This window comes from Caulobacter sp. FG121, assembly GCF_057809815.1.
The window spans coordinates 1-25321 of sequence record NZ_JBMDKR010000010.1 but is presented as its reverse complement, the minus strand read 5'-3'; the positions used below and the strand labels follow the sequence as shown (position 1 = coordinate 25321).

26 protein-coding genes are annotated in these 25321 nt (G+C 65.6%); 18 read left to right on the top strand and 8 right to left on the bottom strand.

The features are described from left to right. Positions 1–132: 132 nt before the first annotated feature. From ACODSL_RS18545 to ACODSL_RS18505, 9 genes are all read left to right on the top strand, one after another. Complete coding sequence (locus ACODSL_RS18545; RefSeq protein ID WP_488902217.1) at positions 133–384, top strand: HP1242/YdcH family protein; 252 nt, start codon at positions 133–135, stop codon at positions 382–384. Positions 385–999: 615 nt separating this feature from the next. Beyond that, positions 1000–1212, top strand: a complete 213-nt coding sequence (locus ACODSL_RS18540) for a hypothetical protein (RefSeq protein ID WP_488902216.1) — start codon at positions 1000–1002, stop codon at positions 1210–1212. A gap of 854 nt (positions 1213–2066) precedes the next feature. Next, on the top strand, positions 2067–2432 hold the full coding sequence (locus ACODSL_RS18535) for a single-stranded DNA-binding protein (RefSeq protein WP_488902215.1): 366 nt from the start codon (positions 2067–2069) through the stop codon (positions 2430–2432). 145 nt (positions 2433–2577) lie between these two features. After that, positions 2578–3384, top strand: a complete 807-nt coding sequence (locus ACODSL_RS18530) for a type IV toxin-antitoxin system AbiEi family antitoxin domain-containing protein (RefSeq protein ID WP_488902214.1) — start codon at positions 2578–2580, stop codon at positions 3382–3384. Between the two features lie 165 nt (positions 3385–3549). Further along, complete coding sequence (locus ACODSL_RS18525) at positions 3550–4515, top strand: replication initiator protein A (RefSeq protein WP_488902213.1); 966 nt, start codon at positions 3550–3552, stop codon at positions 4513–4515. A gap of 309 nt (positions 4516–4824) precedes the next feature. Next, positions 4825–6030: an AAA family ATPase gene (locus tag ACODSL_RS18520; protein WP_488902212.1), complete on the top strand. Its 1206-nt coding sequence runs from the start codon at positions 4825–4827 to the stop codon at positions 6028–6030. Positions 6031–6042: 12 nt separating this feature from the next. Then, entirely contained in the window at positions 6043–7074 is a 1032-nt protein-coding gene (locus ACODSL_RS18515) for a ParB/RepB/Spo0J family partition protein (protein ID WP_488902211.1), read from the top strand. 276 nt (positions 7075–7350) lie between these two features. Then, the gene (locus tag ACODSL_RS18510) at positions 7351–7857 is read left to right on the top strand and encodes a S26 family signal peptidase (protein ID WP_488902210.1); all 507 of its coding nucleotides are present in this window, start codon (positions 7351–7353) and stop codon (positions 7855–7857) included. Then, positions 7857–8705, top strand: coding sequence for a cell wall hydrolase (locus tag ACODSL_RS18505; RefSeq protein WP_488902209.1), 849 nt, complete (start codon positions 7857–7859; stop codon positions 8703–8705). Before ACODSL_RS18510 ends, ACODSL_RS18505 begins: the two co-directional genes overlap by 1 nt. On the opposite strand, the gene ACODSL_RS18500 is transcribed toward ACODSL_RS18505, so the two are convergent. Next, the gene (locus ACODSL_RS18500; RefSeq protein WP_488902208.1) at positions 8706–9389 is read right to left on the bottom strand and encodes a hypothetical protein; all 684 of its coding nucleotides are present in this window, start codon (positions 9387–9389) and stop codon (positions 8706–8708) included. It abuts the gene before it with no gap. 259 nt (positions 9390–9648) lie between these two features. Between ACODSL_RS18500 and mobQ the strand changes: the two genes are divergently transcribed. Genes mobQ through trbB form a run of 3 tightly spaced genes read left to right on the top strand, consistent with a single transcriptional unit; the run spans position 9649 to position 14161 of the window. Continuing rightward, on the top strand, positions 9649–11145 hold the full coding sequence (gene mobQ / locus ACODSL_RS18495; protein WP_488902207.1) for a MobQ family relaxase: 1497 nt from the start codon (positions 9649–9651) through the stop codon (positions 11143–11145). A 15-nt stretch (positions 11146–11160) separates the two neighbouring features. Continuing rightward, positions 11161–13155, top strand: coding sequence for a type IV secretory system conjugative DNA transfer family protein (locus ACODSL_RS18490; protein ID WP_488902206.1), 1995 nt, complete (start codon positions 11161–11163; stop codon positions 13153–13155). A gap of 43 nt (positions 13156–13198) precedes the next feature. Then, the gene (gene trbB, locus ACODSL_RS18485) at positions 13199–14161 is read left to right on the top strand and encodes a P-type conjugative transfer ATPase TrbB (RefSeq protein WP_488902205.1); all 963 of its coding nucleotides are present in this window, start codon (positions 13199–13201) and stop codon (positions 14159–14161) included. Positions 14162–14348: 187 nt separating this feature from the next. Here the strand turns inward: trbB and ACODSL_RS18480 are convergent, their stop codons facing one another. From ACODSL_RS18480 to ACODSL_RS18465, 4 genes are read right to left on the bottom strand one after another with little or no spacing between them, the layout of a single operon-like run. Continuing rightward, a complete protein-coding gene (locus ACODSL_RS18480; protein ID WP_488902204.1) occupies positions 14349–14708 on the bottom strand; it encodes a ubiquitination-like system serine protease family protein in 360 nt (119 codons plus the stop codon). Next, positions 14708–16120, bottom strand: a complete 1413-nt coding sequence (locus ACODSL_RS18475; protein ID WP_488902203.1) for a ThiF family adenylyltransferase — start codon at positions 16118–16120, stop codon at positions 14708–14710. The genes ACODSL_RS18480 and ACODSL_RS18475 overlap by 1 nt, the downstream gene beginning before the upstream one ends. After that, the gene (locus ACODSL_RS18470; RefSeq protein ID WP_488902202.1) at positions 16117–16527 is read right to left on the bottom strand and encodes an E2/UBC family protein; all 411 of its coding nucleotides are present in this window, start codon (positions 16525–16527) and stop codon (positions 16117–16119) included. The genes ACODSL_RS18475 and ACODSL_RS18470 overlap by 4 nt, the downstream gene beginning before the upstream one ends. Further along, positions 16527–16931 (bottom strand): multiubiquitin domain-containing protein, encoded by a 405-nt coding sequence (locus tag ACODSL_RS18465; protein ID WP_488902201.1) that lies wholly within the window; start codon positions 16929–16931, stop codon positions 16527–16529. The genes ACODSL_RS18470 and ACODSL_RS18465 overlap by 1 nt, the downstream gene beginning before the upstream one ends. 160 nt (positions 16932–17091) lie before the next feature. Here ACODSL_RS18465 and ACODSL_RS18460 point away from each other — a divergent pair, with 160 nt between their 5' ends. The 6 genes from ACODSL_RS18460 to ACODSL_RS18435 all read left to right on the top strand — a co-directional run bounded on the left by ACODSL_RS18460 (position 17092) and on the right by ACODSL_RS18435 (position 21443). Beyond that, positions 17092–17289, top strand: a complete 198-nt coding sequence (locus ACODSL_RS18460; protein ID WP_488902200.1) for a transcriptional regulator — start codon at positions 17092–17094, stop codon at positions 17287–17289. Positions 17290–17292: 3 nt separating this feature from the next. Continuing rightward, the gene (locus tag ACODSL_RS18455; protein WP_488902199.1) at positions 17293–17919 is read left to right on the top strand and encodes a hypothetical protein; all 627 of its coding nucleotides are present in this window, start codon (positions 17293–17295) and stop codon (positions 17917–17919) included. A 14-nt stretch (positions 17920–17933) separates the two neighbouring features. After that, on the top strand, positions 17934–18434 hold the full coding sequence (locus ACODSL_RS18450; protein ID WP_488902198.1) for a helix-turn-helix domain-containing protein: 501 nt from the start codon (positions 17934–17936) through the stop codon (positions 18432–18434). Positions 18435–18452: 18 nt separating this feature from the next. Further along, on the top strand, positions 18453–19361 hold the full coding sequence (locus ACODSL_RS18445; protein ID WP_488902197.1) for an ImmA/IrrE family metallo-endopeptidase: 909 nt from the start codon (positions 18453–18455) through the stop codon (positions 19359–19361). 318 nt (positions 19362–19679) lie between these two features. Continuing rightward, positions 19680–20276 carry a hypothetical protein gene (locus ACODSL_RS18440; RefSeq protein ID WP_488902196.1) on the top strand — a complete coding sequence of 199 codons (597 nt, stop codon included), beginning with the start codon at positions 19680–19682 and terminating at the stop codon, positions 20274–20276. Between the two features lie 45 nt (positions 20277–20321). After that, complete coding sequence (locus ACODSL_RS18435; protein WP_488902195.1) at positions 20322–21443, top strand: helix-turn-helix domain-containing protein; 1122 nt, start codon at positions 20322–20324, stop codon at positions 21441–21443. A 157-nt stretch (positions 21444–21600) separates the two neighbouring features. On the opposite strand, the gene ACODSL_RS18430 is transcribed toward ACODSL_RS18435, so the two are convergent. The 3 genes from ACODSL_RS18430 to ACODSL_RS18420 form a co-directional block, all read right to left on the bottom strand. After that, positions 21601–22023: a helix-turn-helix domain-containing protein gene (locus tag ACODSL_RS18430; RefSeq protein ID WP_488902194.1), complete on the bottom strand. Its 423-nt coding sequence runs from the start codon at positions 22021–22023 to the stop codon at positions 21601–21603. Between the two features lie 289 nt (positions 22024–22312). Next, positions 22313–23656 carry an MFS transporter gene (locus ACODSL_RS18425; protein WP_488902193.1) on the bottom strand — a complete coding sequence of 448 codons (1344 nt, stop codon included), beginning with the start codon at positions 23654–23656 and terminating at the stop codon, positions 22313–22315. A gap of 11 nt (positions 23657–23667) precedes the next feature. Then, the coding region (locus tag ACODSL_RS18420; RefSeq protein WP_488902192.1) for a heavy metal translocating P-type ATPase at positions 23668–25321 on the bottom strand (1654 nt) is incomplete at its 5' end.

The following is a 25321-nucleotide window of genomic DNA, read 5'->3' as shown; positions in this document are numbered from 1 at the left end:
CAGCGACGATCAGGCCTGGCTGGAAAAACCCTCTGAGCCATCCCACGCCACCACGGTACGCTTGATCCAGCGCATTTTCACCTCCCTGAGGACCAATCTAGCCTCGCCTTCAGTTCAGAGAGGAGATCGTCCATGACCCACGTCGCCCACGAGCTCGCCCAGGAATTCCCGGCCAATGTCGAGACGCTCCATCGTCTCAGGCAGTCGGATCGCCACTTCAGCGCGCTCTGCGATCGCTATCACGTCGTCAATCGCGACATTCACCGCATCGAGACCGGCGTCGAAGCCGCCGCCGACGATCGGCTGGAAGCCCTGAAGAAGCAGCGCCTGGCGATGGCGGACGAGGTGGCGGCGATCCTTGGCGACCAAAGCGCTCGTCGCTAGAGGCAAGCGGCCCGTCCCTGACCGTCGGCACGGTCAGGATTACTGGAAAGGTCAGAAGGCGTCGCTGAACCAGTCCTTCCCGACTCCCGCAAGGAGTCAGCAGCGGATGTTGGCCAAGATACTGCCGAACTTCTGCTTTGGATCGGGCTCTCACCGTTGAGTTCCAGGCCGAAAACAGACATTCAACCAATGGGGTCTGACGGGTTTGTGAGACTATTCTTCTAGACTTTGACCACTTGTCTACACTGGGAGGCGGCGATCGGCCGCCAGTTCAAGCGGGCGACCAAGGCGCGGAGGGCGTCAGGGGTCTGGCTGTGGTGATCCGCATGTCGGCGCCGGCGCCAAGCCGTCAGTCATCTCCCGGGTTGGGCGCTGCGGGGCGAGCTCGTCCGCGATCAATCTCACGAACCTAGGACGGGACGGTCAGGTTCAAAGGCGACCTCGCATGGACGAGGCGAACCCCCGCGGACCCTCCGACCTTCGCTGCGCTGCAGGCCGGTTTCCACGGGGATTCGTCCTTTGGCCTCTCCCTTTCACCCGCCCTGGGCGGTCGCGAGATCGCGGGAACGAGCCCGCAGATCCGGCAGCGCAAGAGGGAGACGAAAGATGGTCAGCATGGGGATGGCTCAAGCGGTTTATCAACACGCCCACGACTTCTATGACACCGGCAGCTGGTATGTGGTCGCCGAATGCTGGGACCTTCTGGCCATCGCCGAGGAGCTGGACCGTCAGGAGGAGATCACCGCGATCCCCTTCGAGCTCGACACGGCCGCCATCGCCCACTTCCACCAGATGATCCACTCGCGGACGGGCAGCACGCGGCACTAGCCCAACTCGGCGCCCGCTTCGGCGGGCGCCACTCCCCTCCCCTTTCGCCGTGAGGCGGCGGGGTGTCGACCTTGCTCAGACACGCCCGGCGGAACAGGGACCGAACGAAGTCCAAGCCCTGGCGCCAGGCGGGCCGGCGGCCACTCAGGCTTGGGGTTGGTGATTCGTCCCGTAGAGCGCGCCTGTCGGTACTCAGCGAGGTCAGTTTTCATAGGAACCTTATGCAGATACCGAGCCCGCGACGCCCAGCGACTCGACGGGCGGGCGATGCTGGTGGGAAGGGGTTCGTCGATCAATCACCGCATGATCGATGTTGACCCTTGTCGGCGAGGCTATCCTGCCGTTGTTCGGTGCGATGGTGTCGCTGCAGGTCCCCTTCAGCGTCGGCGGATCCTGCGGCTGGCCGACGTCTTGTCGCCAGATCCGACTTGGTTCTCTGGTCGGTCCTCGCCCTGGTCCCCCGGCGGCTACGCCCCCTCCCCTTCCAGCTTCGGGTGGACCGTGTGACGCGCGGTCCTGCTCTTGCCTTTGCCGCGGGCGGGCTTGGGCCGCTATCCTTGATTGTGGTAGGTTCAGCTCGGTCACCAGCGCCTTGGAGGAGCCCGGGCCGGCTGCGGTCCGCGCGATCAATCTCGCCAACCTAGGGCGGGGCGATCCAGGTCAAAGCCGACCCCGCTGGCGCGAGGCGGGCGGGTGCGGACCCTCCGGCCTTCCTTCGCTGTCGCTTCGTGCAGACCGGTTTCCAACCCGCCCGGGCTTTGTCCTGGCCCGTCTCCCCGCCCTTGCAGGTCGCGTGATCGCGGCAGGGACCGCGAGCCGCCGGGGCTTTTCTTGGCGGCAGATGGAGAAAGACGATGCTGAACAAGGTCCAACTTATCGGTTTTACCGGCGCCGAAGCGGAAATCCGCACCACGGCGGGCGGCAAGAAAGTCGCAACGCTGCGGGTCGCCACCAGCCGCTACACGAAGAAGGAAGGCACGCGGAAGGACTACACGACGTGGCACCAGGTCGAGATCTGGAACCAGGGCACGGTCGGTTGGCTCGAAAGCCGTGGCCTGCCGAAGGGCTCCAAGGTCTTCGTTGAAGGCGAGACGCGGCACGACCGCTACACCGACAAGGACGGCCAGGAACGCTTCTTCTCCAAGGTCGTGGTCGCCACGCCGCAGCACGAGCTGAAGTCCCTCGATCGCCAGGACGCCCCTGTCTCCGAGGCAGCCTAAAGCCAACAGCCCGTCCGGTTCGCCGGGCGGGCTTCGGCTCTGGTTCGGAATCGGCGTAAGTCGCTCACCTTGAGTTGGCGAATTTGACGCCTGTTAAACCCGGCGGGTTTACAATGCTGTCAATACGCGCACTGTGGGTTGGCGAATGGACGGAAAACTAAACCGACTTCAGCGCCTTTTGCCCGATGGCCTCCTAGCGGACGCCCGTTGGCTGCAGCGCCATGGCTACTCACGAAGCCTCGTCGCCAAGTATGTCAAAAGCGGTTGGCTTCAGGCGCCCGTCCGAGGGGCCTATCAGCGCGCTGGCGACACATCCGACCAGGCCCTCTCGGCCATAGCGGTCGCCTTGTCGCTCCAGCGTTTGCGCCCTCCCCTCCTCGCGGTCTGTGGCCGGACGGCTTTGGAGCTGCTGGGGCTCGGCCACTATAGCGCTCCTGACGGGCCGAACCCGTTCTACCTCCGCGGCGCCGCACCGCCGCCTGTCTGGGCACGCAGGCTCTTGGGGCCCGGGCTGGTCTATCACCGGCCGACCTTGTTCACGGCCGACCCGCTTCTTGCCGACGATCCGCAGGCCGGCGGGTTCGAGCGACACTTCACGCACCCTTCGGCAGGCGGCCTGGAGACCCAGCTTATCGTCTCGACGCCGGAGCGAGCCCTACTGGAGGTCCTGGACCTCGTCCCGCAGGTCGCCTCCTTCCACGAGGCCGACGTCCTGATGCAGGGCCTGTCATCCCTCAGCCCACGGCGGCTCTATGCGCTCCTGGCCGACTGTCGGAGCGTCAAGGTCAAGCGTCTCGCGCTATGGTTCGCCGATCGCCACGGCCATGCCTGGGCGAGCCGCCTCGAGCGGGGCGCGATTGACCTTGGCAGCGGCAAGCGCGTCCTTGAGCCCGGCGGGCGCCTCGACAGCACCTACAACATCACCGTTCCTCGCGAGATGGGGGACGCATGACCGCGGCTCTCCTCTCAGGCCCACAGAACCACGTCGGCAGGGCGCCTGAAGGCGCTGCTCCGGCGGGGACCGTAGGCGGTGTTTTCGGAGAAGTTGCCAATTGGCAACTTCTGGGGTCGAGGCCCCTGCCCTTCCCCAAGATCGTCGCTCGTGGTGGGGTTGGTGATGTCTAAGCGCGCGATTCGACAGCAGGAGTTTGATCTGTTCGTCCCTCGGATGAACAGCCTGCCGCTGAAGGATCAGCGCGAGGTCATGGAGCGACCGTTCTTCTCGCTGTCGAAGCGCAAGCGCCTGAAGCCGATCGAATACACCAGCCCCGACGGTGAGGTCTGGGTCCACGTCAGCGCCAACCCCGCTTTTGGCATCGCCACCATCTGGGACGCCGACATCCTGATCTGGGCGACCTCACGCATCAATCAGATGCGGGAGGCCGGCGAGAACGACCTGCCCCGGACCCTGCACACCACGACCTATGATCTCCTCAAGGCGATCAAGCGCGACACCGGCGGCAAGGGCTATCGGGAACTCCAGGCCGCTCTTCAGCGGCTGGAGGCCACGACGATCCAGACCTCGATCCGGGGGACTAAGCGCAACACCAAGGCGCAGTTCGGCTGGCTCGACGAATGGATGCTGGAGTCGGACGCCGTCACCGGCGCCCCGAAGGGTCTGACGCTCACCCTGTCCAACTGGGTCTATGAGGGGGTGATCAAGGACCGGTCGCTGCTGACGCTGCACGCCGACTATTTCGCCCTCTCCGGCGGTGTTGAGCGCGCCATCTATCGGATCGCCCGCAAGCACGCCGGCGACCAGGCGTCGGGCTGGACGTGCCGGGTGAGCGTGCTCCACGACAAGACCGGCAGTGAGAGCCCGTTGAAGCAGTTCAACTACCTGCTCAAGCGGATCGTCGCCGCCAACGACCTGCCCGAATACGACGTCAGTTTCGTCAACGCCGCGGACAACTCGCCGGCCGTCCATTTCATCCGCCGCGACGCCGCCGAGCGCGCCGCGATCAAGGCGGATCTGGCTCGCCTGGCTGCTGATTCGGAGCGCCGAACCCGCGAGGACGCCCGCACGCTCGCCGTCGATGGCATGTTTGAGAAGCGCAAGGTCCCACCCTCGGGGGAACGGTGACCTATTCCACGGGGGAACGGTGACCCGAGGCACGGGGTATCAGTGACCTTCGGCTCGGGGCATTGGTGACCGGGGATTTTCGGAAACCCTTGTATCGTATGGGTTTCCTGAGCATTTGGCGGCCTCTAACTCTGTCTAACTTTGTCCCTAAGAAATTCTCTAACGGGGCGCGGCGGACAGGCTGGCTTGCCGTCGCCTTGAACCATGAGGGTTCAGGCTCGGCGCGCTGTTAACTCATTCTTCATTGTATCCGACCGAAAACTTGGCAAATTCCAGCTATCTCGTTGGAGATTTGCAAAGGAGGAGGCCATGGCGAAACTTGCACTCGCGGAAAGTGCGGTCTCTGGACCCGTCCTCCTCGACGCCATGACGGCGCTCAGCGACCGCGCCCACGACGTCATCACCCGCTTGCGGGCCACGGTGTTCGCGCCCGGCGAAGAGAAGATCGTCGATCTGCGCTTCACGATCACCAAGGCCGCCGAGATGGTGGGCCGGACCTCTGAAGCGATCCGTCAGGCCGAGGCCGATGGCCGCCTCCCCGCCCCCAGGCTTAGCGCCTCGAAGCGGCGGGAAGGCTACAGCCTGGCCGAGATCAACCATATGCGCGACGTCTTCGGGACCCGGCCACGCCGTGGTCCCGCGGATCCGCCGATCGTCCTGGCGGTTCAGAACTTCAAGGGCGGCGTCGGCAAGAGCACCCTCACCTGTCATGTGGCGCAGTACCTCGCGCTCAAGGGCTACCGGGTCGCGGTGATCGATTGCGATAGCCAGGCGAGCACCACGACCATCTTCGGGTTCAATCCCGACATCGATATCGACGACGAGGAGACCCTCCTCCCCTTCTTCCGTCACGGCGGAGAGCCGGACCTCAAGTATGGCCTCCGGGCTACCGCCTGGCCGGGCATTGATCTGATCCCCGCGAACCTCGGGCTATACCAAGCGGAATATGAGGCGGCGGCGCGCCTTCGCGGGAACCCTGACGCCCTGGACCGCCTGCGTCGCGGTGTCGAGGGTATGGCCATCGACTATGACGTGGTCCTACTGGATCCGCCGCCGGCGCTGGGCATGTTGTCGCTGGCCGTATTGCGCGCCGCCAACGCCCTTTTGATCCCGACACCGCCCTCGACCGTGGACTTTGCCTCGACCGCCCACTTCCTGCGGATGATCGTGGAGACCTTGGAGGTCATGCAGAACCATCTGGGCGCGCGAGGCTATCATTTCCTCCGCGTCGTCGCGACCAAGGTCGATGAGGGCAAGAGCGCCCACACCCAGATCCGCGACATGATGGAGGCAGTGTTTGGCGCCGACATGCTGTCGGCCTCGCTGCTCGACTCCGCCGAGATCGACAATGCCAATGTGCAGCTGCGCACCGTCTATGAGCTGACGGGTCCGGCGACGAAGACCTATGAGCGCTGCCGAAACAACCTCGACCGCCTGAATGGCGAGATCGAGCTTCTGATCCGTAAGGCGTGGCCCAGCCATCGGCCGGACCTTCGCCGGCTGGGTTTAGGGTAGGGGAGGGCGGTCATGGCATCCACCACAGGTAAGAACCGCTCCATCCTCGCGGGCCTGGTGGCCCCTGCGGTCACTGAAACCCCGACGCTGGAGCGCGGGGCGCCCGCGACCGAGCGCTTGACCACGCGGCTGACCGGGCTTGCCCGTGTCACAGCCGGTGACATCAAGGAAAAGACCCTCAAGCTGGTTGATCCGGCTCGATGCCGGATGTGGGAGCGGCACAATCGCCGCTACGACCTCCTCAACGAGAGCGTCTGCGGCGATCTTCTTGAAAGCCTTCGCTCCCAGGGGGAGCAGGAGTTTCCCGCGATCGTGCGGCGGGTGGAGGGTGACCCGGACTACGATTTCGAGGTCATTTGCGGCGCACGCCGTCACTGGGCGGTCAGCCACCTCAAGAATGTCGAGCATCGCGATATCCGCTACCTCGTCGAGGAGCGCGAGCTCTCCGATGAGCAGGCCTTCCGTCTGGCCGATGTCGAGAACCGGTCTCGCAAGGACATCAGCGACTACGAGCGGGCCCTGGACTACCGCCACGCCATTGAAACCTTCTACGGCGGCACCGCGCAGCGGATGGCTGAGCGGCTGGAAGTGCCAAAGGCCTGGCTGTCGCGCTTTCTCGACCTCGCCAAGCTGCCGACCGACGTCGTCGAGGCTTTCGGCGATGTGCGGCAGCTCCGCGAGAACCATGCCCGCGAGATCAAGCCTCTCCTGGCTGACGGCGCGTCGCGCCCTCGGGTGATGGCCGAGGCCAAGCGCCTGGGGGTTCAGCAAGCGGAAATGATCGCCAAGGGGCAGGGTCCTTTGGACGCTCCGAAGGTTCTGGCGCTCCTGAAGCGGGCCGCAGCTGGTGACGCGAAACCTGTGACCAAGGCGGGCAAGCCGGTCACGGCCGTGATCAACGCAGCGGGCGCGACCCTCTTCACCCTGGCGCGCAAGGGGTCGAAGAAGGTGGTCCTAGAACTGGCGCTCGATGCCGACGCCAGCAACGCGGATTTCGCCGAGGCCTTCCAGCGCGAGCTGCTCCGGATGCGGCCAAAGGGCTGAAGTTGCCAATTGGCAACTTCCGGATTCTGGGCCCTAAGCGGGCGCCTCGACCCCTCCGATGTCGCCGAGTTGCCAATTGGCAACTTCTGCAAATCGTCGGGGTATCAGTGACCCGCCTGGGCGCCCGAGAGGGGCCGAAGCCCACAAACACCGGGCATGAGCCACATCTTGGCCTGAAGCGCTGACGAGCCTGTGGCTCGATTGCGAGCGCGAAGGCAAGGCCAAGTCAGCATGAGAAAATCGCCCGTCCGCCCGGCGAGGGGGCTGACCCCGGCCTTGGCGGCGTGGGCGATTCTTCCTGTCGCTGCAGCGGCGGTCCTCGGCGCCAGCCTGCCGCAGCCGGCGCTCCTCTGGAACCGCAGTCCAAGCGAGCCTTTGGGGCTCTATGTCCGCACCCTGGGGCATCCCACCCGAGGCGCGATCATCGCTTTTCAGGCGCCCGCGCCGGCCTTTCCCTACGCCGATGGGCAGATGGATTACCTGCGCCGAATTCCAATCCTGAAGGCGATTGCCGCCGGGGAGGGCGATCACATCTGCACCGACGGCGGGACGCTGACGATCAACGGGATCCGTCGCGCGCCGGTGCTCTCCCATGACAGCCGGGGTGTGGGTTTGCCCCGCTGGGCCGGTTGCCGCGCGCTGGCGCGCGGCGAGTTCTTCGTGTTCTCCGATCGCATCCCGAACAGCTTCGACAGCCGCTATTTCGGGCCGGTGACGACGCGCGAGATCCTCGGCGTCTTTCGGCCGCTGAGCCCCTCAATTCACTCCTCTGGAGACCGATGATGGATCCTGTGGCCCTTGCTGCTCTTTGCGCCCTCCTGGCCCGGGGCGAGACGGCTCAGCCCGTCCCAACCGGCGTGAACTGCCCAGGGGTCTATGCCCCCGCCACGCCGTTCGCGGGAGCCACTCCGCCCGCCCGGTCCCTGGCCACGCTGGTCTCCTCGCCCGAGGCGCGGGAGGCCATCGCGCGGGTCGCCTATGCCGAGGCCGCGAACCAGGGCGACAGTGGCCTGGCGGGCGTTGTCTATACGATCATCAATCGCCTCGCCGATGGCCGCTGGGGCGGGTCGGTCGAGGCAGTCGTCAATGCCCGGCGCCAGTTCGAGCCGGTGATGCGCGCCGGGGGAAGCTGGCGCAGCCTGCCGGCGGTCTCGGAGGCCCGGCAGGCGCGGATCGACACCATCATCAACCTGGCCCTGGAGGGCCGGTTACCCGATCCGACCAATGGCGCCAGGTTCTTCCAGAACCCGCAGATCGTGGCCGGCCGGGCGGCCCGCGGCGAGGTCTCGGCAGGGCTGGTGAACTTCGGTGGCGCCCCGCCTTCGGCGGTGATCGGCGCGCATAGCTTCTACGTGGAAGCGGGCAGGGGAGGGGGCTCGACGCCCGGCGCTGGCCGTTCGCCCGCAGCGCCTCGCGGCCGCGCGGCATCTGACCCTTGGCAGTCCGCCGGGGGCGCGATCTTCGCGGGCGAGAACCGTGCCCTCGTGGCGCCTGGCCCTGCCGCCGTGGCAGCGCCTACGGAGACTCCGGACGGAGCAGGCGAGGGCGGTGATCGCCGGCCTCAAACGGCCGATGGCGCACATGCGATCTTTGTTCGGCAGGACGGGACCGTGACCGCGTGGCGCCAGTGATCACGCTGCCTGCCAGGAGCCATCAAGGTCGGCATAGTCCGCATCGACGTCGCTGGGCAGGAAGCTCGTGACCGGCTCGTCGGCCATCGCCGACTGCGCCATCAGATCGAAGTCTGGGAGGGTCGCACCTTCGGCTTGGAGGGCGCTCTCGGGGCTCTCTTCAACGTCGCCTCCGGGGCGCAGCGAGAGCGGCACATTGCCCAGCAGCTCGCGCACGGTGAGGCGGTCGCGGATGCCCTCGACGCGGCGGTCTATGATGTCGACCAGGCGCGCGAGGAGCTCGGCGTCACCGGCGAGAAGATCGTCGCCGGCCTCGGCCAACAGCGCGCCGCCGATGATGATCTTGGCGCGGGTTTCCCGCTTGCGCTGGTTGATCGACCACAGGGCTTCGAGCCGTTCGACGCGGGCCTTGAGCACCAGGAAACGCTGCTCGTCGTCGGCGATATCTTCGAGCGGTGTGGCGTGGCGGCGGCGATGCACGCCGTCATGGCCGGCATCGCGAAGCGCGCTTTCCAGCTCGTCCAATCGGAGCTTCAGCGCGTCTTCTTCTGAGACCCGCCGAGCCTGCTCGCGGTCCTCGGTCCGGGCGATCCAAAGCTCGCGCCGTTGCTCCTTCTGCGCCCCGGTTCGCGGGCGATATTTCGACGGGCGAGTGTTTCTTCGACGCTTATCGACCGTGGTCATGGCGCACACCTTAGTTGTCGTAAAAGCCCCGGACGGCCTAAACCGATCAATAATGGCCGTCATGGTCTATCCATGGCAGAACAGTAATTACGGACAATGGCGCATATACGGGTTGGTTGGGCTACGCCCACCAACCCCGCGGCCAGGCTCCGCCCGGCACCCTCAAGCCCCCCGACGGCCTACCCGGCCGTGGAGCCTTGAGCCAAGGGCGCGGCCCTTAGCGATCCAGCCGGCAGGGCCGGCCAAGGGGAGGGAAGAGATGGCGTCGTTCCTTTGCCAGGTGCAGACAATCCAGCGTTCGGCGGGCCGCTCGGTTGTGGCCGCCGCGGCTTACCGATCAGGCGACCGGCTGGTGGATGAGCGCCTGGCGATGGAGTTCGACTTCGCCGCCAAGGATGGCATCGAGCACGCGGAAATCCTGGCGCCGGCCGGTGCGCCCACAGCTTTCCGGGACCGCGAGGTATTGTGGAATGCGGCCGAGGCGCAGGAGTCGCGGAAGGACGCCGTGCCGGCCCGGGAGTTGCTCCTGGCCCTGCCGCACGAACTGAACTTCGAGCAGCGGCGCGACCTCGTCCGAGCCTTCGTTTCAGAGCATCTGGTGGGGCAGGGGATGATCGCCGATGTGGCGATGCATCGGCCTGGCAAAGAGGGCGATCAGCGCAATTTCCACGCCCATGTGCTGGTCACGACGCGCTCTGTCGGACCTGCGGGATTCGGCCGAAAGCCGCCGGAATGGTGGAGCCCGCAGGCGGTGCGCAAGTGGCGCGCGGCGTGGGCCGAAACGCAGAACCAGCACCTGCGCCGACACCTTGGCCCAGACGCCCCGCAGGTCTCGCATCTGTCCCTCGCCGAGCGGGGCCTCGACCGCGAACCAGGTGTCCACCTTGGACCCACGGCTTCGGCCTTGGAGCGCAAGAATATCGCCTCTGAACGGGGCGAGCAGAACCGCGATACGGCCGCGCATAACCGCAAGCGGGCTGAACTTCGGCGGGACTTTCAGGAGACCGCCGATCGGCTTGTGGAAGCCGTGCCCCTGATCTCGGTGCCGGTCGCCAAACTGGTCCAGGAGGCCGAGCAGATGCGGGTACGCATGGTCGCCGAGCGCGACGGCTGGGCGGCTGAGCGGGCGGGCTTGGGCGGGCCGAAGATTGAGACCGCCGGGCAGATTGAACGGTCGCTGATGGCGGAGGCGGCGCGTGAGCGTGCGCTCGCCAAGGCGCGGCTCGCTCGTGTCGAGGGGCGCGTCGCCGAGGTGCGGTCGAAACGGCTGAGTCTGGTGCAATGGGTGCGCAATCCGGCCCGGATGATCTGGGCGAAACACGCCGAACTGAACGCCATTGCTCGCGCGCGCGCGGCGCTCCGACGGGTTGACCTGCAGCTTGAAGTCCGCGCGTCCTGGGCGCGGTCGCCGCAGGGCCAGGCCTACGTGGCGGCGCGCCGGGGACCGCAGCTGGAGACCGCCGCTGATGTCGCACGTCGCAAGCGGACCCTGGAGCGGAAAGTCAAACGCGCTGACAAGCGGATCGCCGGCGCCACGCGGACCTTCAACGACCTGCGGGTTGCCCAGGCGCTGGGGCAGGGCGAGCTTCGTGTGCCGGCCAAGGTCCCCGACGAAACCCGCTTCATCCGCGACATCGGCGGGCCTGCGCGGGAGGCGGTGATGCGCTTCCCGGCGCCGGCGCGACAACAGGCCGTCGAACGGCTCAACCGAGGACTGGGGCACGTCATCGGACGTGGCTTCATTCCGGGCCTTTAGGGCAGGGGAGGGACGATGAACGGCCGGGCGCGCGCCTCGATCATCCTGCCTTTGGCGGCCCTGTCGATCCTTCTCGGCCTGACGCTGGCCACCCAGATGGTGGCGCAGACCTACGGTTATCCGCGTGAGTTTGGGGCCGGCGCTTTCGACCTGGGGACGGTGCGGGTCTATGCGCCCTGGTCGTTCGTCGGCTGGTACATGCGCTTCCAACCGAGCTACCCGAGGCCGTTCGATCTGGCGGGCCTGGCTGCCCTGGCCGTCGCGATGGGGCCGGTGATGGCGGCGGCGCTGCTGACCCGCCGATCGCAGCGTGAGCCCAAGGCCTTTGGCCGGGATGCCTGGGCCGACGTCGATGACGTGCGGAGGGCCAAACTCTTTGGCCCTGGCGGGCAAACCAGCGGTCAGATCAGCGGCCGGGTGCTCGGCCGTTTCAATGGCCGATACCTGACCTATGGCGGGATCGAGCACGCGATCATCGTGGGCGCGTCGCGGAGCGGGAAGGGGGCCGGGCATGTGGTCCCGACCCTGATCGCCTGGCCGCACAGCGCCTTCATCTATGATCGCAAGGGCGAGCTTTGGCACATCACCGCCGATCACCGGAAGACGTTCAGTCACGTCTTCTATTTCTCCCCGACCGACCCCAACACCGTCCGCTGGAATCCGCTCTTCGAGGTCCGCAAGGGGCCGATGGAGATCGCCGATATCCAGAACGTGGTCGGGATCCTGGTGGACCCGCTGGGCCGCAAAGCCGGCGACCTGAACTTCTGGGACCAGAGTGCGACGGACTTCTTCACCGCGATCATCCTGCACGTTCTCTACAGCGAGGAGGACACCAAGAAGAACCTGGCCCAGGTCCGGCGGCTGCTGATCAACATCGAGCCGGCCCTGCACGCGATGATGAACACTCAACACCGCTGGCGGCCGGACTATCATGCAGCGGATGGGCTCGCGCGGGACGCCAAGGGCGCGCCGATCGCGGAGATCCACCCCGAGGTCCTGCTGGGGGCGACGGCGCTCTCGACCATGGACGAGCGCGTGAAATCCAATGTCCTGGCCACCTGCCGGGCGTCACTCTCGCTGTGGGCGGATCCGTTGGTGGAGTACGCGACCAGCTGGTCGGACTTCTCCATCGGCGACCTGGTCTGCTCCGAGGCGCCGGTGTCCTTCTACATCATCACGCCGCAGGCCCATGCCGACCGCCTGGCGTTCCTGGTGCGGGTGTTCACGCGCCAGACGATCAACAGCCTGATGGAGCATGAGCATTTCGACAGCCGCCGCCGGCGCAAGCTGCACCGGCTCCTGCTGCTGCTCGACGAGTTCCCGAAGCTCGGCAGTCTTCCCTTCCTGGAAAACGCGATGGGCGAGATGGCCGGCTATGGGATCACCGCCCACCTGATCTGCCAGAGCTTCAACGACGTGTTCTCCAAGTACGGGGACAAGACGCCGCTGTTCGACAACATGCACATCACGGCCTGCTTCGCGACCTCGGAGCCCACCAGTATCGACAAGGTGACGCGCCGGGCGGGCAAGGCGCTGGAGATGCGCGAGAGCTACAGCGATCCGCGCAGCCTTTTCGGGCGCGCGAACCGTTCGACCTCCCAGTCGGAGCAGCAGCGCTACATCCTCTCCGAGGAGGATGTGCGGGGCTTGGACGACAGGAAGCAGTTCCTGTTCGTCAACAACACCAAGCCGATCCTGGCCGACAAGATTCGCTACTACGAGGAGCCGTTCTTCAAGGCGCGGACGGGGGACTACTTCAACGGCGTGCCCGCGGCCTATGAGCAGCGCCCAGAGGCCGCCGACCTGCCTGGGCGGGCCTCGATCGACTGGAAGGGTGTGCGGGCCGTGGTGGCGGCTCCTGAGAGCTTTGCGGGCGTCTCGCCGCCCCGGGCACGCTCCGGCGCAGGTAATGGCGCTGCGGACGCGCCCGAGGGGCATCTGACCGAGGATTACCTGGCGCCCCAGCCGATCGCGGCCCTGCGGCCCGGCGATGACGACGGGAGCCTGTAGTGGACCCGTCGCCCCCTTCCAACCCAAGTCCGTGGAGAGCGCCATGTCGCAGCACCATCCTGTCGTAACCGACCGCAAGGTCGCGGCCCTGCGCCAGGCGATGGGCCCGGTCATCGCCGGCGCCCTCGCCGAGCGGCTGGTCGTCGAGGTGATGGTCAATCCCGACGGCAAGATCTGGGTGGACCGGATCGGGGAGGGGAGGTCGTGGACCGGAGAGCACCTTGCGGCGGCGGATGCCGACCGCATCCTGCGCCTGCTGGCCGACCACGCCGGCGAGGTGGTGACCCGTGATCACCCTAGGGTCAGCGCGACCTTGCCGCTGACCGGGGAGCGCTTCCAGGGCGCTTTCATGCCCGTGGTCTCCAGCCCGGCCTTCGCGATCCGCAAGCGGCCGGAGGTGGTCTTTACCCTCGACGAGTATGTCGCCGGCGGGATGATGACCGAAAGTCAGGCGGCGATCATCCGCGCGGCGGCGGAAAGCCGTCAGAACATCCTGATCGTCGGTGGTACCGGATCGGGCAAGACGACTTTGGCCAACGCCATCCTGGCCGAGCCCGCCTTCGCCGAGGATCGGGTGGTGCTGATCGAGGATACGGCCGAGCTGCAATGCTCGGCCGCGGACCAGATCCAGATGCTGACCAAGCGGACCGAGCCGCAGGTCACCATGACCGACCTGGTCCGCGACACGCTGCGGCTGAGGCCCGACCGGATCATCATCGGCGAGGTGCGCGACGGCTCGGCGCTGGACCTGCTGAAGGCCTGGAATACGGGCCATCCCGGCGGCTTGGCGACCATTCATGCCAATAGCGCCATGGAGGGCCTGACGCGGCTGGAGGATCTGATCGGGGAGGTGACCCAGCGGATTCCCTATCGCGCCATCGCCCAGGCGATCAACCTGGTGATCCATATCGCCCGCGCGCCCGCCGGCCGGCGGGTCCAGGAGGTCTGCCGGGTGACGGGCCGTGAGGGGGACGCCTATTTCTTGGAGGCCTGCATCGGGGCCTGACGTGGGCCTGTCGGTTGCCCCGGTCCGTCGGCGAGGCCAGGCCTACGACGGACTTTCCGATCTTGCGATCGGACCGCATCCTGTTGGCGGCACCCGAGCATGCTGTCGACGAGCATGAGCGCGGTGCTTGTGTCGCTGTCGGCTGGCTTTTTCCTGCCTGGGCGAGGGGGTCGCGCTTGGGGTCGATCTAGCGGCACCACTCGAGCCGGCCACGGCGCAGGAAGAAATGGCACCCGCACGCGGTCTTGCGCCAGATCGACGGGGCGAGGGTGGGAATTTCGCCCGCCTCTAGCCTGAGCGTCCACCGAGGCGTGTCGTCCGGGGCCAAGTTCATCGTCAGCATCGTGGCGCACTGACGGCGGGGACATGCCATAGCCGCGTAAAGCGGAAAGCCAGGGTCGCCGATGACATAGAGTCGGCGGCGTTCCGGCCGGTCCGGCAGGTCTTCGACAAAGCTGACGCGATAGCGCTCGTCGAACGGTCGCCAGGCTTTCAGCCTGCGCCAGGCGACGGTTGTCGCCGTGGCGAGCGATTTGAGCGCCCGCATCACGCAGCGCCCGGCGGGCTAAATTCGGGCATGTCGAGCAGTAGGTCGGTGTCGCCCCGCCCGACGTGACGCGCGAAGAGCCGGCAAGGAATGCCCGTCTCCGCTTCGGGGTAGAGCGCCATCTGGCTGAGGCTAAATCCGACCGTCGCGTAGAGGTCGCCCGGATCATCTCGAAAATCGTGAAGGCGGGCGAGGACCTCGTTGACGATCAGACCGGAAAAGACCGTGTTGACGCTGATGACGGCGGGCCGGTCCTCGTCGACGTTGCGGATGTAACCGGCGCGACGCAGCTCTTCATAGTGCGCCGGATTGCGGCGGCGTTCGCCCTCGGCGCGGACGTCCTCCATCGAAACCGCGCCGCGACTCACCATGCTCGAGAGGTCCGGCTGCATGTAGTGGATGTAGCCGCAAACCTGGGTGATCCGGCCCTGGTCGTCCGCGTCCAACGCCACCCCGACGTCGAAGTAGGGAAGGACATAGAAGGCTGCGATCCGGTTGATCAGGTAGCGGGCTTCGGCGGAGTCGACACATCCGAAGACTAGATCGCAGTCCGCCACAGCGGCGATGGCTTCGGCGGAGAACAGGCTTCGCGCGATTGGAAGGATTTCGGAGCCCAGGCCGACCTTGATGAGGGCGTCGTGGATGACCTCAACCTTCGGACGGTGCAGGGCGACGTCGGCGGCAGTGGTGTTGAGAATTCGGTTGAGGTTGTGATCCTTGACCACGTCGGGGTCGATAATCACCAGCCGCCCGACACCGAGGCGGTAGAGTTGCTCGATGACGATGCTGCCGGTGCCCGAACAGCCGATCACGGCGATCGACAGACCGCCCAGCCGACGCGTCGTCTGGGCGCCGAAGGCCTGCGCGTGCCGGAGCGCGAAGCCGGGCGTCGGCAGTATGGGCCCATCACCGGTGACATCGGCGTAACGCCAGACGTGCAGCGCTTCGCCGGCCACGACGATGGCGTCCAGGGCCGCGAAGGTCCCGAACTCATCGACCGTCCGGCCAAACATGGCGCCGTCGGGGAGCATCACGACGCTGGCATGGCGGACGTCGTGGTCGATCCAGCCGGCGATCGACGGAAAGAGGGCGGAGTCAGACCGGTCGTCCTGTTCGGAGAAAGCGTTGTAGCCGCCCGGGTGCGAGTGGAATTTCACGATGCTCCAACCGCGCTGATCGGCCTCGATGAGCGCTGGGATGATCAGGTCGGTGGACCAAGCCACCGTGTCGGGCGTGCGGAGATCGCAATTCTCGTGGGGGATCAGGATGACCTTGTGCACCAACAATTGGCGGTCGCGCCCGCGGTGCTGACCGCAGAGTGCGATGGCGACGGCTTCCTTGCCGTCGCCGGGGAACAGGTGGCTGTGCAGGGATCGGGTTTGCGTCCCGGTCAGACGCAACCGGCCGCTCATGGCGACACCCGTTCGAACTCGGCCGCCAGCCAAGCGTCCATATAGTGGACGTGGCTGGAGAGATCGTCTTCGCCGTGGACCCAGGGGTTGGCGGGGGTCCTGTGACGCGACCACTGCTGCCAGGGCAGGGTCAGAAGCTGGATCCGGCCATCGGTCATCGGGATGGGTCGACTGTCTGCGCGGCGGATGTGCGGGTGAAAGAACGCCATGTCGAGAACCGCGTCGGGGTAACCGGCGCTGATCTGGATGGCGACGTCGACGACGGCGGGCGCATAGCCCGCCGGAAGCCGGTAGCTGCGCAGGACGACCCATTGGACGCCGCCTTCCTGGATCGTGTCCCAGGCCAGGCCCAGGTGGTCCAAGAAGGCTTCGTCAGTGGCCGGCAGACGGAAGTCGCGGCGGGCCATCAGATCGCGCCGTCCTGCGCGGTCTTGAGCATCGTCTTGAACTTCTCGACGCCCGGCGCGCGGAAATCGATGATGTCGTCGAGATCCAGCTTCACCGGCTGGCCGTGAACGATCTGGCGCAGGACGTAGGCTTCCGGCGGCCGCTTGCCGGCCAATTCCAGCAGGTCCCGCGCCGATAGCTTCGGCGTTGTGACCTCGAAGTAGGGCTTGTCGATGCGGATGCGGTAGGCGCGCGCCAGCGGGACGCGCTTCTGCTCGCGGACGTAGATCTCGATGTCGATGACTTCGTCGACCTGGATCTCGCCTTCGTGCTCGGACGCCTCGAGGTGGGCCGTCTCGTGGATGACCACTTCGGCAGGGCCGTTGCCGTCATGGTGGGGTGGGGGGGTGGGGGATTGTTCCATGTGAAAATCTCGCGTTCGAGGGGGACTGGTATGGAAATAGTAGCTAAGAAATATGGAGTCAATAGCTAAATACTGGCTAATTAGTGTTGACAGCGGTGCCGGCCGGTGCCATTTAAGGTCACCCCCGCCCCTGGTGACCCCGATGATTGAGAAGCGAACGATGACGCTAAACCTCAGCGCCCATGAGATGGACGTTGTGGAACGGCTGGCCGACGAGAAGGGCCTGTCGAAGACGGCGTTGGTGCGCCAAGCCTTGCGTCTCTACCAATCAATCTCGGCGCGTCTCGAGAGCGGCGAGAAGGTGTTTGTCGAACACCCCACCACCAAGGAGAAGGCTGAGCTGATGGTGCTGAGCTGAGTCATGACGGACTTGCTCGGGACCTACCTGCTTAAGGACCGCCTGAAGGATCAGGAGGTCGAGGTCACGCTTTGGCAGTCACTCGACGAACGGCACGTTGAGGATTTCGCCCAGAAGTGGAAGCCGATATTTGACGCGCGCCTGGCCGAATTGCGGGCCAAGGGTGAGCTGACGCTTGAGGTAGTCGGCGACCACAACCTTCAGGACGCCCATTGGGAATGGGTGCAGAAGCGGTTGGAGCGCCGGGACATGATGGCCTGGAGCTCCTTTGCGGTGGAGGCCGAGGACGTCACTCAGGGCTTGATGTTCGTCCGCATGGACACGTTTGCCCGCGAGGCGAGCGGGCGCGGCAAGCATATCGTTGAGATCGATCTCTTGGCGACGGCGCCCTGGAATCGGTTTCGTCTCGTGCCTCAGCCGCAGTTCAAAGGGATCGGGCGGCTCCTCATGGCGGCCGCGATCAGCTTGAGCGTTGACCAAGAATTTGATGGTCGGATCGGCCTGCACGCCTTGCCCCAAGCCGAGTCCTGGTACCGTGACGTCTGCGGTATGACCGACCTCGGCGCTGACGAGACCCAGATGCGATATTTTGAAATGACCCGGGCCCAGGCCCAGGCGTTTGTCAGTTAGAGAGAGGAGCGAAAATGAAGATGTTGATTTCTCAAGACTGGCTCCGCCGTAAGGTTGAGTCAGACCCGGACATAGACGGGGACGCTGGCCCCTTCATCCATGTGTTGGAATCTATCGGGATGTTCCTTCCCCCGGACATCGCCGCGGTAGCTGCCCAGCCGCCTGGCTTGCTGGAGGCGTTTGGCGTGTTCGTCCGGCAATTCCGCCGTCAGCAGCAGTGGACGGTCGAAGAATTGTCGCGGCGAGCGCGGGTCGATGTCGAAGACCTGCGTCAGATCGAGCGGAACCCCCAGGCGCCGCCTCGGCCGCGCGTCGTGCACCAGTTGGCGTCCGTGATGAAGGTCCCAGAACGCTCGCTCGCGAAACTGTCCGGGGCGACCGTCTCGCGCGATCAAGAGTTTGCGGACGAGGCGCTGCGCTTCGCGGCCAAATCCGACGACATGTCGAAGCTCAGTCGTGAAGAGCAGCGCGCCCTCAACGAGTACGTAAAGTACCTCACCAAGCAGGCGACCTGACCCATGAGCGGGGAGGGGGTGGGCGAATACGAGGCGGACGATATCCGCGAGCTTGTGTCGCGCATCCTCAGCGATCTGGGCAATCCGGAGCCGCCGCTCAAGCTGCCCGAGGTGCGCGCCCTACTTGGCCTCAACCTCGGTTACTACAGCACCGCTAACACGACCTTGCTGCAGGATGTCGCCGCGCGTCTCTCGGTGGCGGGTAAGCAGATTCTCGCGCGGCCCATGCTGCTCGTCGAAGCGGTCACGAAGGCGAAACTGTCGGCGCTCTGGGTGCCCGACGCTAAGCGGATCCTTATCGACGAGACGGTGCCGAAGCCCAAGCACCGCTGGATCGAGGGCCACGAGGTTGGCCACAGCATCATTCCCTGGCATCGCGAGTTTCTGTTCGGGGACAACGAACACACCCTCAACCCGCTCTGCCACGCTGTGATCGAGGCGGAAGCCAACTTCGGCGCCGCCCAACTGCTCTTTCTGCAGAAGCGCTTTGCTCTGGAAGCTCGAGACAGCGCCCTCGACTTTAAGGTAATTGGAGATCTCGCGAAGCGCTTCGGCAACACGCTGACGACCACCTTCTGGCGGATGATCGAAGACCGCGATCCTGACGCGGCGGTGTTCGGCATGGTCAGCGCCCATCCCCGCTACCCGGACATGGGCGCGGGCGATGATGGCGAGCCGATCCGGTACTTCATCCGCTCGCGCGCCTTCCGGGACCAGTTTGGGGGCCTCACGCCGCAGGCGGCCTATGGGCTCATTGGGCGGCACGCGACCTATCGGAAGAAAGGTCCCGTACTCGACGCGACCGAGGTGATCTGCAACATCAATGGTGAGTCGTGCGAATTCCAGCTCAACAGCTTTAGCAACACCCACGCGCTATTAACAATCGGCGTGTTCCTTAGGGCTCGCCCGACGGTTGTCAGTGTCTAGGTAGCCTACGCCTCAAAGGCCGGGAGCGACCTGAACAGGGGATCAGAAATCGGCGTTGTGATCCTTTGATTGTCCCGCACCTAGCGATCTGCCTAGTTTCAGATTGACAGGAGGGGTCTCATGGGGCGGCCGCCAGCGAGCCTCGACATCGAAAACCTCCTTTCCTCGCTAAGGGAGCGGGAAGCGACGGCTTCGATCATCGGCTTCGATTGGCAGCGCTGGCTAGAGGACGAGGCCATGGACAGGCGGTAGACGCGGCCCGCACGTCAGGTTGACAAAAGCCATATATCGCCCATGATCTAGGCATCTGGAGGCGTCATGTCCGAATCGAATCCTTGGGACTACCACCCGCATCTGCAGCGCGACGTGATCGTCGCGGTTGCGGGCCTGATCGCCCAGGGCAGGAGCGACGCGCTCATCCGACATGACGAGACGGTCGGCGACGACGGATGGACGCTGGGCTGCAAGGCGTTCCAGTACGCCCGCTTCCAGATTCTGAAGGCGGCCGAGACCGCTGGCTTCGACTGGCTGTCCATCATGGACCCGTCGAAGCAGTTCATCTTCAAGATCGGCGATGTGCCGGTACGGTTCTACAAGGGCGAAGCGGACGAGCCGAGTGACCGTACGCTCCGCCAGACGTTCTCCGAGTTGAACCAGCTGGCCTTCATCTTCGGCAAGGAAGACGGTGCCGGCTTGGCATATCGGTTCGCCATCGAGACCGACTTCGACGGCTCGATCGCCAGCATCAAGTTCGTCGGCCTGCGTGGCGAGAGCTCGGTCTTCTGCTGGGACGTTCCGTACATGGAGGCCGTCGGCCTACCGCTGCCAACCCCCTCGACCGAAGGCATCGATCTGCCCAGGCCGGAGGTCCGCGTTCCGGGCACCGATCAAGATACGAAGGCCAAACCTGCGTAGCCGACCGGTCTTGATTGGAGGGACTTCCCAGGATAGGCGCCAGCCATGAGTACCGAGAGACCGTTTAGAGGGGAGCAGCTGCGACTGGCGCGACTTGCTTTCGGCTATTCGCTTGACGAGATCGGGGTGACGGTGGGCGCGACGCGCCAGTTCATCCATCAGTTGGAGGTCGAGGCCAAGGCACCCAGCCGCGATCTGGTGACCGCGCTGGCTGGCGCGCTCGGCGTCACGCCGCGGTTCTTCTCCGTCGCGCCGCGCGCCACCGTCAGGCCCGAGCAGTGTCACTTCCGCAAACAGGCGACGACGCCGGCGTCGATCACCAGCCAGGTGCTGGCGCGAGGTTCGATCCTTGACGCCTTGACCGAGGAACTTGACAGCCGCCTCGAGCTGCCGACAGTCAACTTCCCAGACTCCATGGCTCAGAGCCTCGACGACGTTGAGGTCGCCGCCGAGGCGGCGCGGGAGCATTGGGGCCTCGGAAGCTCCGGGCCGATCACCAACATGATGCGGGTCGTGGAGAATGCCGGCGCCATCGTCACCTATTTCGCTGGTATTTCAGACCGGGTTGACGCGCTGTCGATGGATCGCCGTCGTCCTATCATCGTGCGCAGCGAGGCCAAGCAGAGCCTCAGTCGGCTGCGCTTCGACTTGGCCCACGAGTGTGGTCACTTGGTGATGCACCGCGGGATCCAGACTGGGGATCGCCCCACGGAGGATCAAGCCAATCGTTTCGCCAGTGCCTTCCTGCTGCCGCGCGCGCCGTTCCTGCACATGTTTCCGAGATCGCGTTTCCTGAACTGGGAGCTGATCTTTCACATTAAGCTTCAGTGGAAGGTGAGCGCGCGCGCCGTGCTTCGACGGGCGTTCGATCTCGGCGTGATCTCGGCCGACCAGTACCGGACTGGAAACATTCACCTGGCCAAGACCGGCCAGACCAAGATTGAGCGGTACGACGCGGACATGCCGATGGAGAATGCGGAGCTCCTCGAGGCGGCGATGGACGCCCTGGAAAGCACGCGCCCGGGCGCCTTGTTGGAAATGGCCAGCGAGTTGGGCCTGGCTGCGCCGATGTTCGATCATCTGACCGGCAGGGGCCTGGATACGGCCGTCGTTTCGATGGGCGACGAGACCGTGCGCTACGTGGATTTCACGGTGCCTCGTCACTAGCTGCGACTGCGAATTAATTGCGTCTAATAAGCATTATCGGAAATTGGAATTGTCCTTCAGGGCCTGGAACGGCCCCTACAGGTCGATTTCCAGCGTCATGCCATCCCAAGCTGGCCCGATACTCGCTGGAATCCGCACCCGCGACGAGATGTTGCAGTTACTGCTGGGCGACCGCAACGTGCGCGTTATCCTCAACGTCGCTGTCCGGCGGCATGACCCCGACGAGGTCCGCCAGGGCCTTTCGGACGTTGGGAGTCAGCCGCCTGAAGGCGTGCATAAGCTTTGTCGCGCCAGGCATGTTGGCAAACTGGATCAGTTCTCCCGACATTGATGTGCCTTCCGGATCGCTGCGGTCCAACCCCTCAAAAAACGTAGAGATCGACAACTCGAGCGCTTCGGCTATTTCAAAGAGCTTCGACGCGGATACACGATTACTCCCGCGTTCATATTTCTGAACCTGCTGAAACGTGAGCCCGAGCGCATCCGCGAGTTGGGACTGGCTCATTCCCAACCGCCTACGGTGCGCGCGGATCATGCCGCCCACATGCACATCAACGGGATGGAACGGTGGTTTGCTCAAGGTCGTACTCCCACGGGCGGGCGGAGAAGTGTCGGCCGGAAGCCCCTCTCCACGCCGAGTCTAACGCGACGTTGCGACAAGGTCTCGTCTCACGTCCGCCGCTTGTTCCAAGTACCCACGGGTGCTGGGTGGCGAGTAGCAGAAACCGTGTGAGTTAAGAGGCGCCACGGCGCAACCTATGAGTTGCTTCCTGTCTGGCGACCGGCCGTCATGTGCCATGAAGCGCTGACAAGGTAGCGGCATCGGTTCAGATTTGCAGCAGACCGAAGAAGTTGATCCGATTTCGGGATCAGCCAGGTTTCGTGTTGTTACTCGCACGCGGGCTCGGCCACCGCCTGTGGAAGTCGTCGATGATGTAGGAATGAACGTGCCGAGCTTCTGCCCCTTCAGCATCTGCTCGGTGTGGAGCATCGGGCGAGAGGTCGGCATGGCTGTGGGCGATCTCTTCAGGATCGCGGGCCGGCCAGATCAGCAGGGCAACAAGAGCACCGCCGAGGCTCAGGGAGGCCAGCCCTAAGAAGGCGGCGCCCGTCCCTGCCCTCGCGCTCACGAACCCGGCCAGCGGATAGGCCAGGAGCCAGCAAGCGTGGCTGAGCGCGAACTGCGCCGCGAACAGGGCCGGCCGATCATCGGGATGGGCAGACCGGCGCAAGGTGCGGCCCGATGGAGTGATGGTCAGGGAGTAGCCAAACCCCGTGACGATCCAGAGCGCGAGCAATCCGGGGTAGCTGGAGGCCAACAGGGGCCCCGCGAACAACGCCGCTGTCATGACGCCCGCGCCGGTCAGCATGGCGCTCCTGTCTCCCACACTATCGGCCAGCTGCGCCAGCAGGGCGGCGGCGACGATGGAGCCGAGGCCGAAAGCGCCCAGCGCCCAGGCGGTCTCGCGCTCGCCAAGCCCGAACCCTGACTGAACGAGCACCACGGTGTTGACGAACACCATGGCCCCACCCGCCGCCGTCGCCATAGAGATCGCCAGCAGGCCGCGCAGTCTCGGCGTGTGAGCAAACAGCCGCAGCCCGCCGGTGAGCCGCTGCAGGAACGGTTTGGGCCGGTTGACCGTCAACGCCGGCAGGATGGCGCTGACCACCAGGGCGGCGGACAGCAGGAACCCCAGCGCCGTGCCGCCGAACAGGTCGCTGAACGGCATGACCAGCAGCAGCACGGCCGCCAGGGTCGGGCTGGCGATGCTCTCCAGATCGGCGGCCAGTCGCGAGAGGGACAGGGCCTTGGTGTAGTCAGCCTCGTCCGGCAGCAGGTCCGGGATCATTGCCTGGAAGGCCGGGGTGAAGGCCGCCGACGCCACGTAGAGGACGGTCATCAGGGCGTAAACCTGCCAGGCCTCGCCCACGAACGGCAGGCAGATCGCCACGCCCGCGCGGACCAGATCCAGCGAGACCAGTAGCGTCTTGCGAGGCAGCCGGGCGACCAGGGCGCTGGCGAACGGGGCGACCACCACATAGGCGACCATCTTGATCGCCAGAGCCGTTCCAAGAACCTCGCCGGCGCTGGCCCCGGCCAGCTTGTGAGCCAGCAGGCCAAGGGCGACGGTCGCCAGGCCCGTGCCGAGTAGAGCCGCGACCTGCGCCAGGAACAGGCGACGGTAGGCTGGATTTCGCAGGGGGGAGAACATGGTGCCCGATCCTATGCCTTGTCCCGGTAGGCCAGCAATCGCAGAGCATTGGCCACGACCAGAAGGGTCGAGCCTTCGTGGAAGATCACCGCCGCCCCGATCTTCAAACCGAACAGGGTCGCCGGGATCAGGACCGCGACCATCCCGAGGCTGACCCACAGGTTCTGCTTGATGATGCCGCTGGTCTTCCGGCTCAGGCCGACCGCGAACGGCAGGTGATTGAGGTCATCGGCCATCAGGGCCACGTCGGCGGTTTCCAGGGCCACGTCCGAGCCTGCCGCGCCCATTGCTATCCCGACCGTGGCGTTGGCCAGCGCGGGTGCGTCGTTCACCCCGTCGCCGATCATGGCGACCCTTCCCTCGCTGGCCTTCATCTCCTTGATGATCCGCACCTTGTCCTCGGGCATCAGCCCGCCCATCGCCTCGTCCAGGCTGAGCTTGGTGGCGATAGCGTCGGCCACGGACTGGTTGTCGCCCGACAGCATGACGATCCGGGTGATCCCCATGGCGCGGAGGCGAGCGATGATGCTCTCGGCGGCGGGCCTTGCGGTGTCCATCACGCCGATGGCGCCGAGGTATCGGTCGCCGGATTTGACGACCATCACCGTCCGACCGTTTGTTTCGAGCCGCTGGATTTCGCTCCACAGCGCGTCGGAGGGTTTGGCGCCGGGACCGTCTTCGAACAGTTTTGGCTTTCCGATCACCACCGTCTGGCCCGCCACCTTGGCCTGCACGCCCTGGCCGGTCAGGCTCTGAACGTCGTCGGCTACCGGAACGGGGTGGTCCTTCAGTCGCACGCCGCCGTCCCGGACGACAGCCGCCGCCAGCGGATGATCGCTCAGACGTTCCACCGCGACAGCGACGGACAGGAGTTCGCGCTCATCGACACCTTCGGCGGTCGCCACGTCGGTGATCCTCGGCTTGCCCTCAGTGAGGGTCCCGGTCTTGTCGAAGGCGATGGCGGTCAGCGTGCCCAGATTTTCCAGCGGCCCGCCGCCCTTCACCAGGACGCCGCCCCTGGCCGCCCGCGCCACGGCGCTGAGGACCGCGCTGGGCACCGAGATCGCCAGGGCGCACGGGCTCGCGGCCACCAGGACCGCCATGGCGCGATAGAAGCTGACGCTGAAGGGTTCGTCGATGACCACCCAGGCCAGCATCAAGAGGCCGACGCCCACCAGCACGGACGGCACGAAGATGCGCTCGAAGCGGTTGGTGAACTGCTGGGTCGGCGACTGCTGGGCCTCGGCCTCGGCGACCATCTTCACGACGCGGGCGAGCGTGGTCTCCGACGCCTTCCTGGCGACGCGCACGTCCAGGGCGCCGGGGCCGTTGATCGTCCCGGCGAAGACGCGATGCTCGGGGCTCGCCTTGTCGAAATCCAGAGCGGGGTCGGGCGCCGCCCGCTTATCGACGGGCACGCTTTCGCCGGTGATCGGCGCCTGATCGACGCTGCTCTCGCCAAGCACGACGACGCCATCTGACGGCATGCGCTCGTTGGGCCGGACCACCACGATGTCGCCGACCACAAGCTCCTGGACCGGAATTTCCGCTGTCGTCTCGCCCCGCCGGACCGTCGCCGTTTCAGGGGCGAGCTTGGCCAGAGCCTCGATGGCCCGCCGCGCCCGACCCATGGCGTAGTGTTCCAGCGCATGGCCGGTGCTGAAC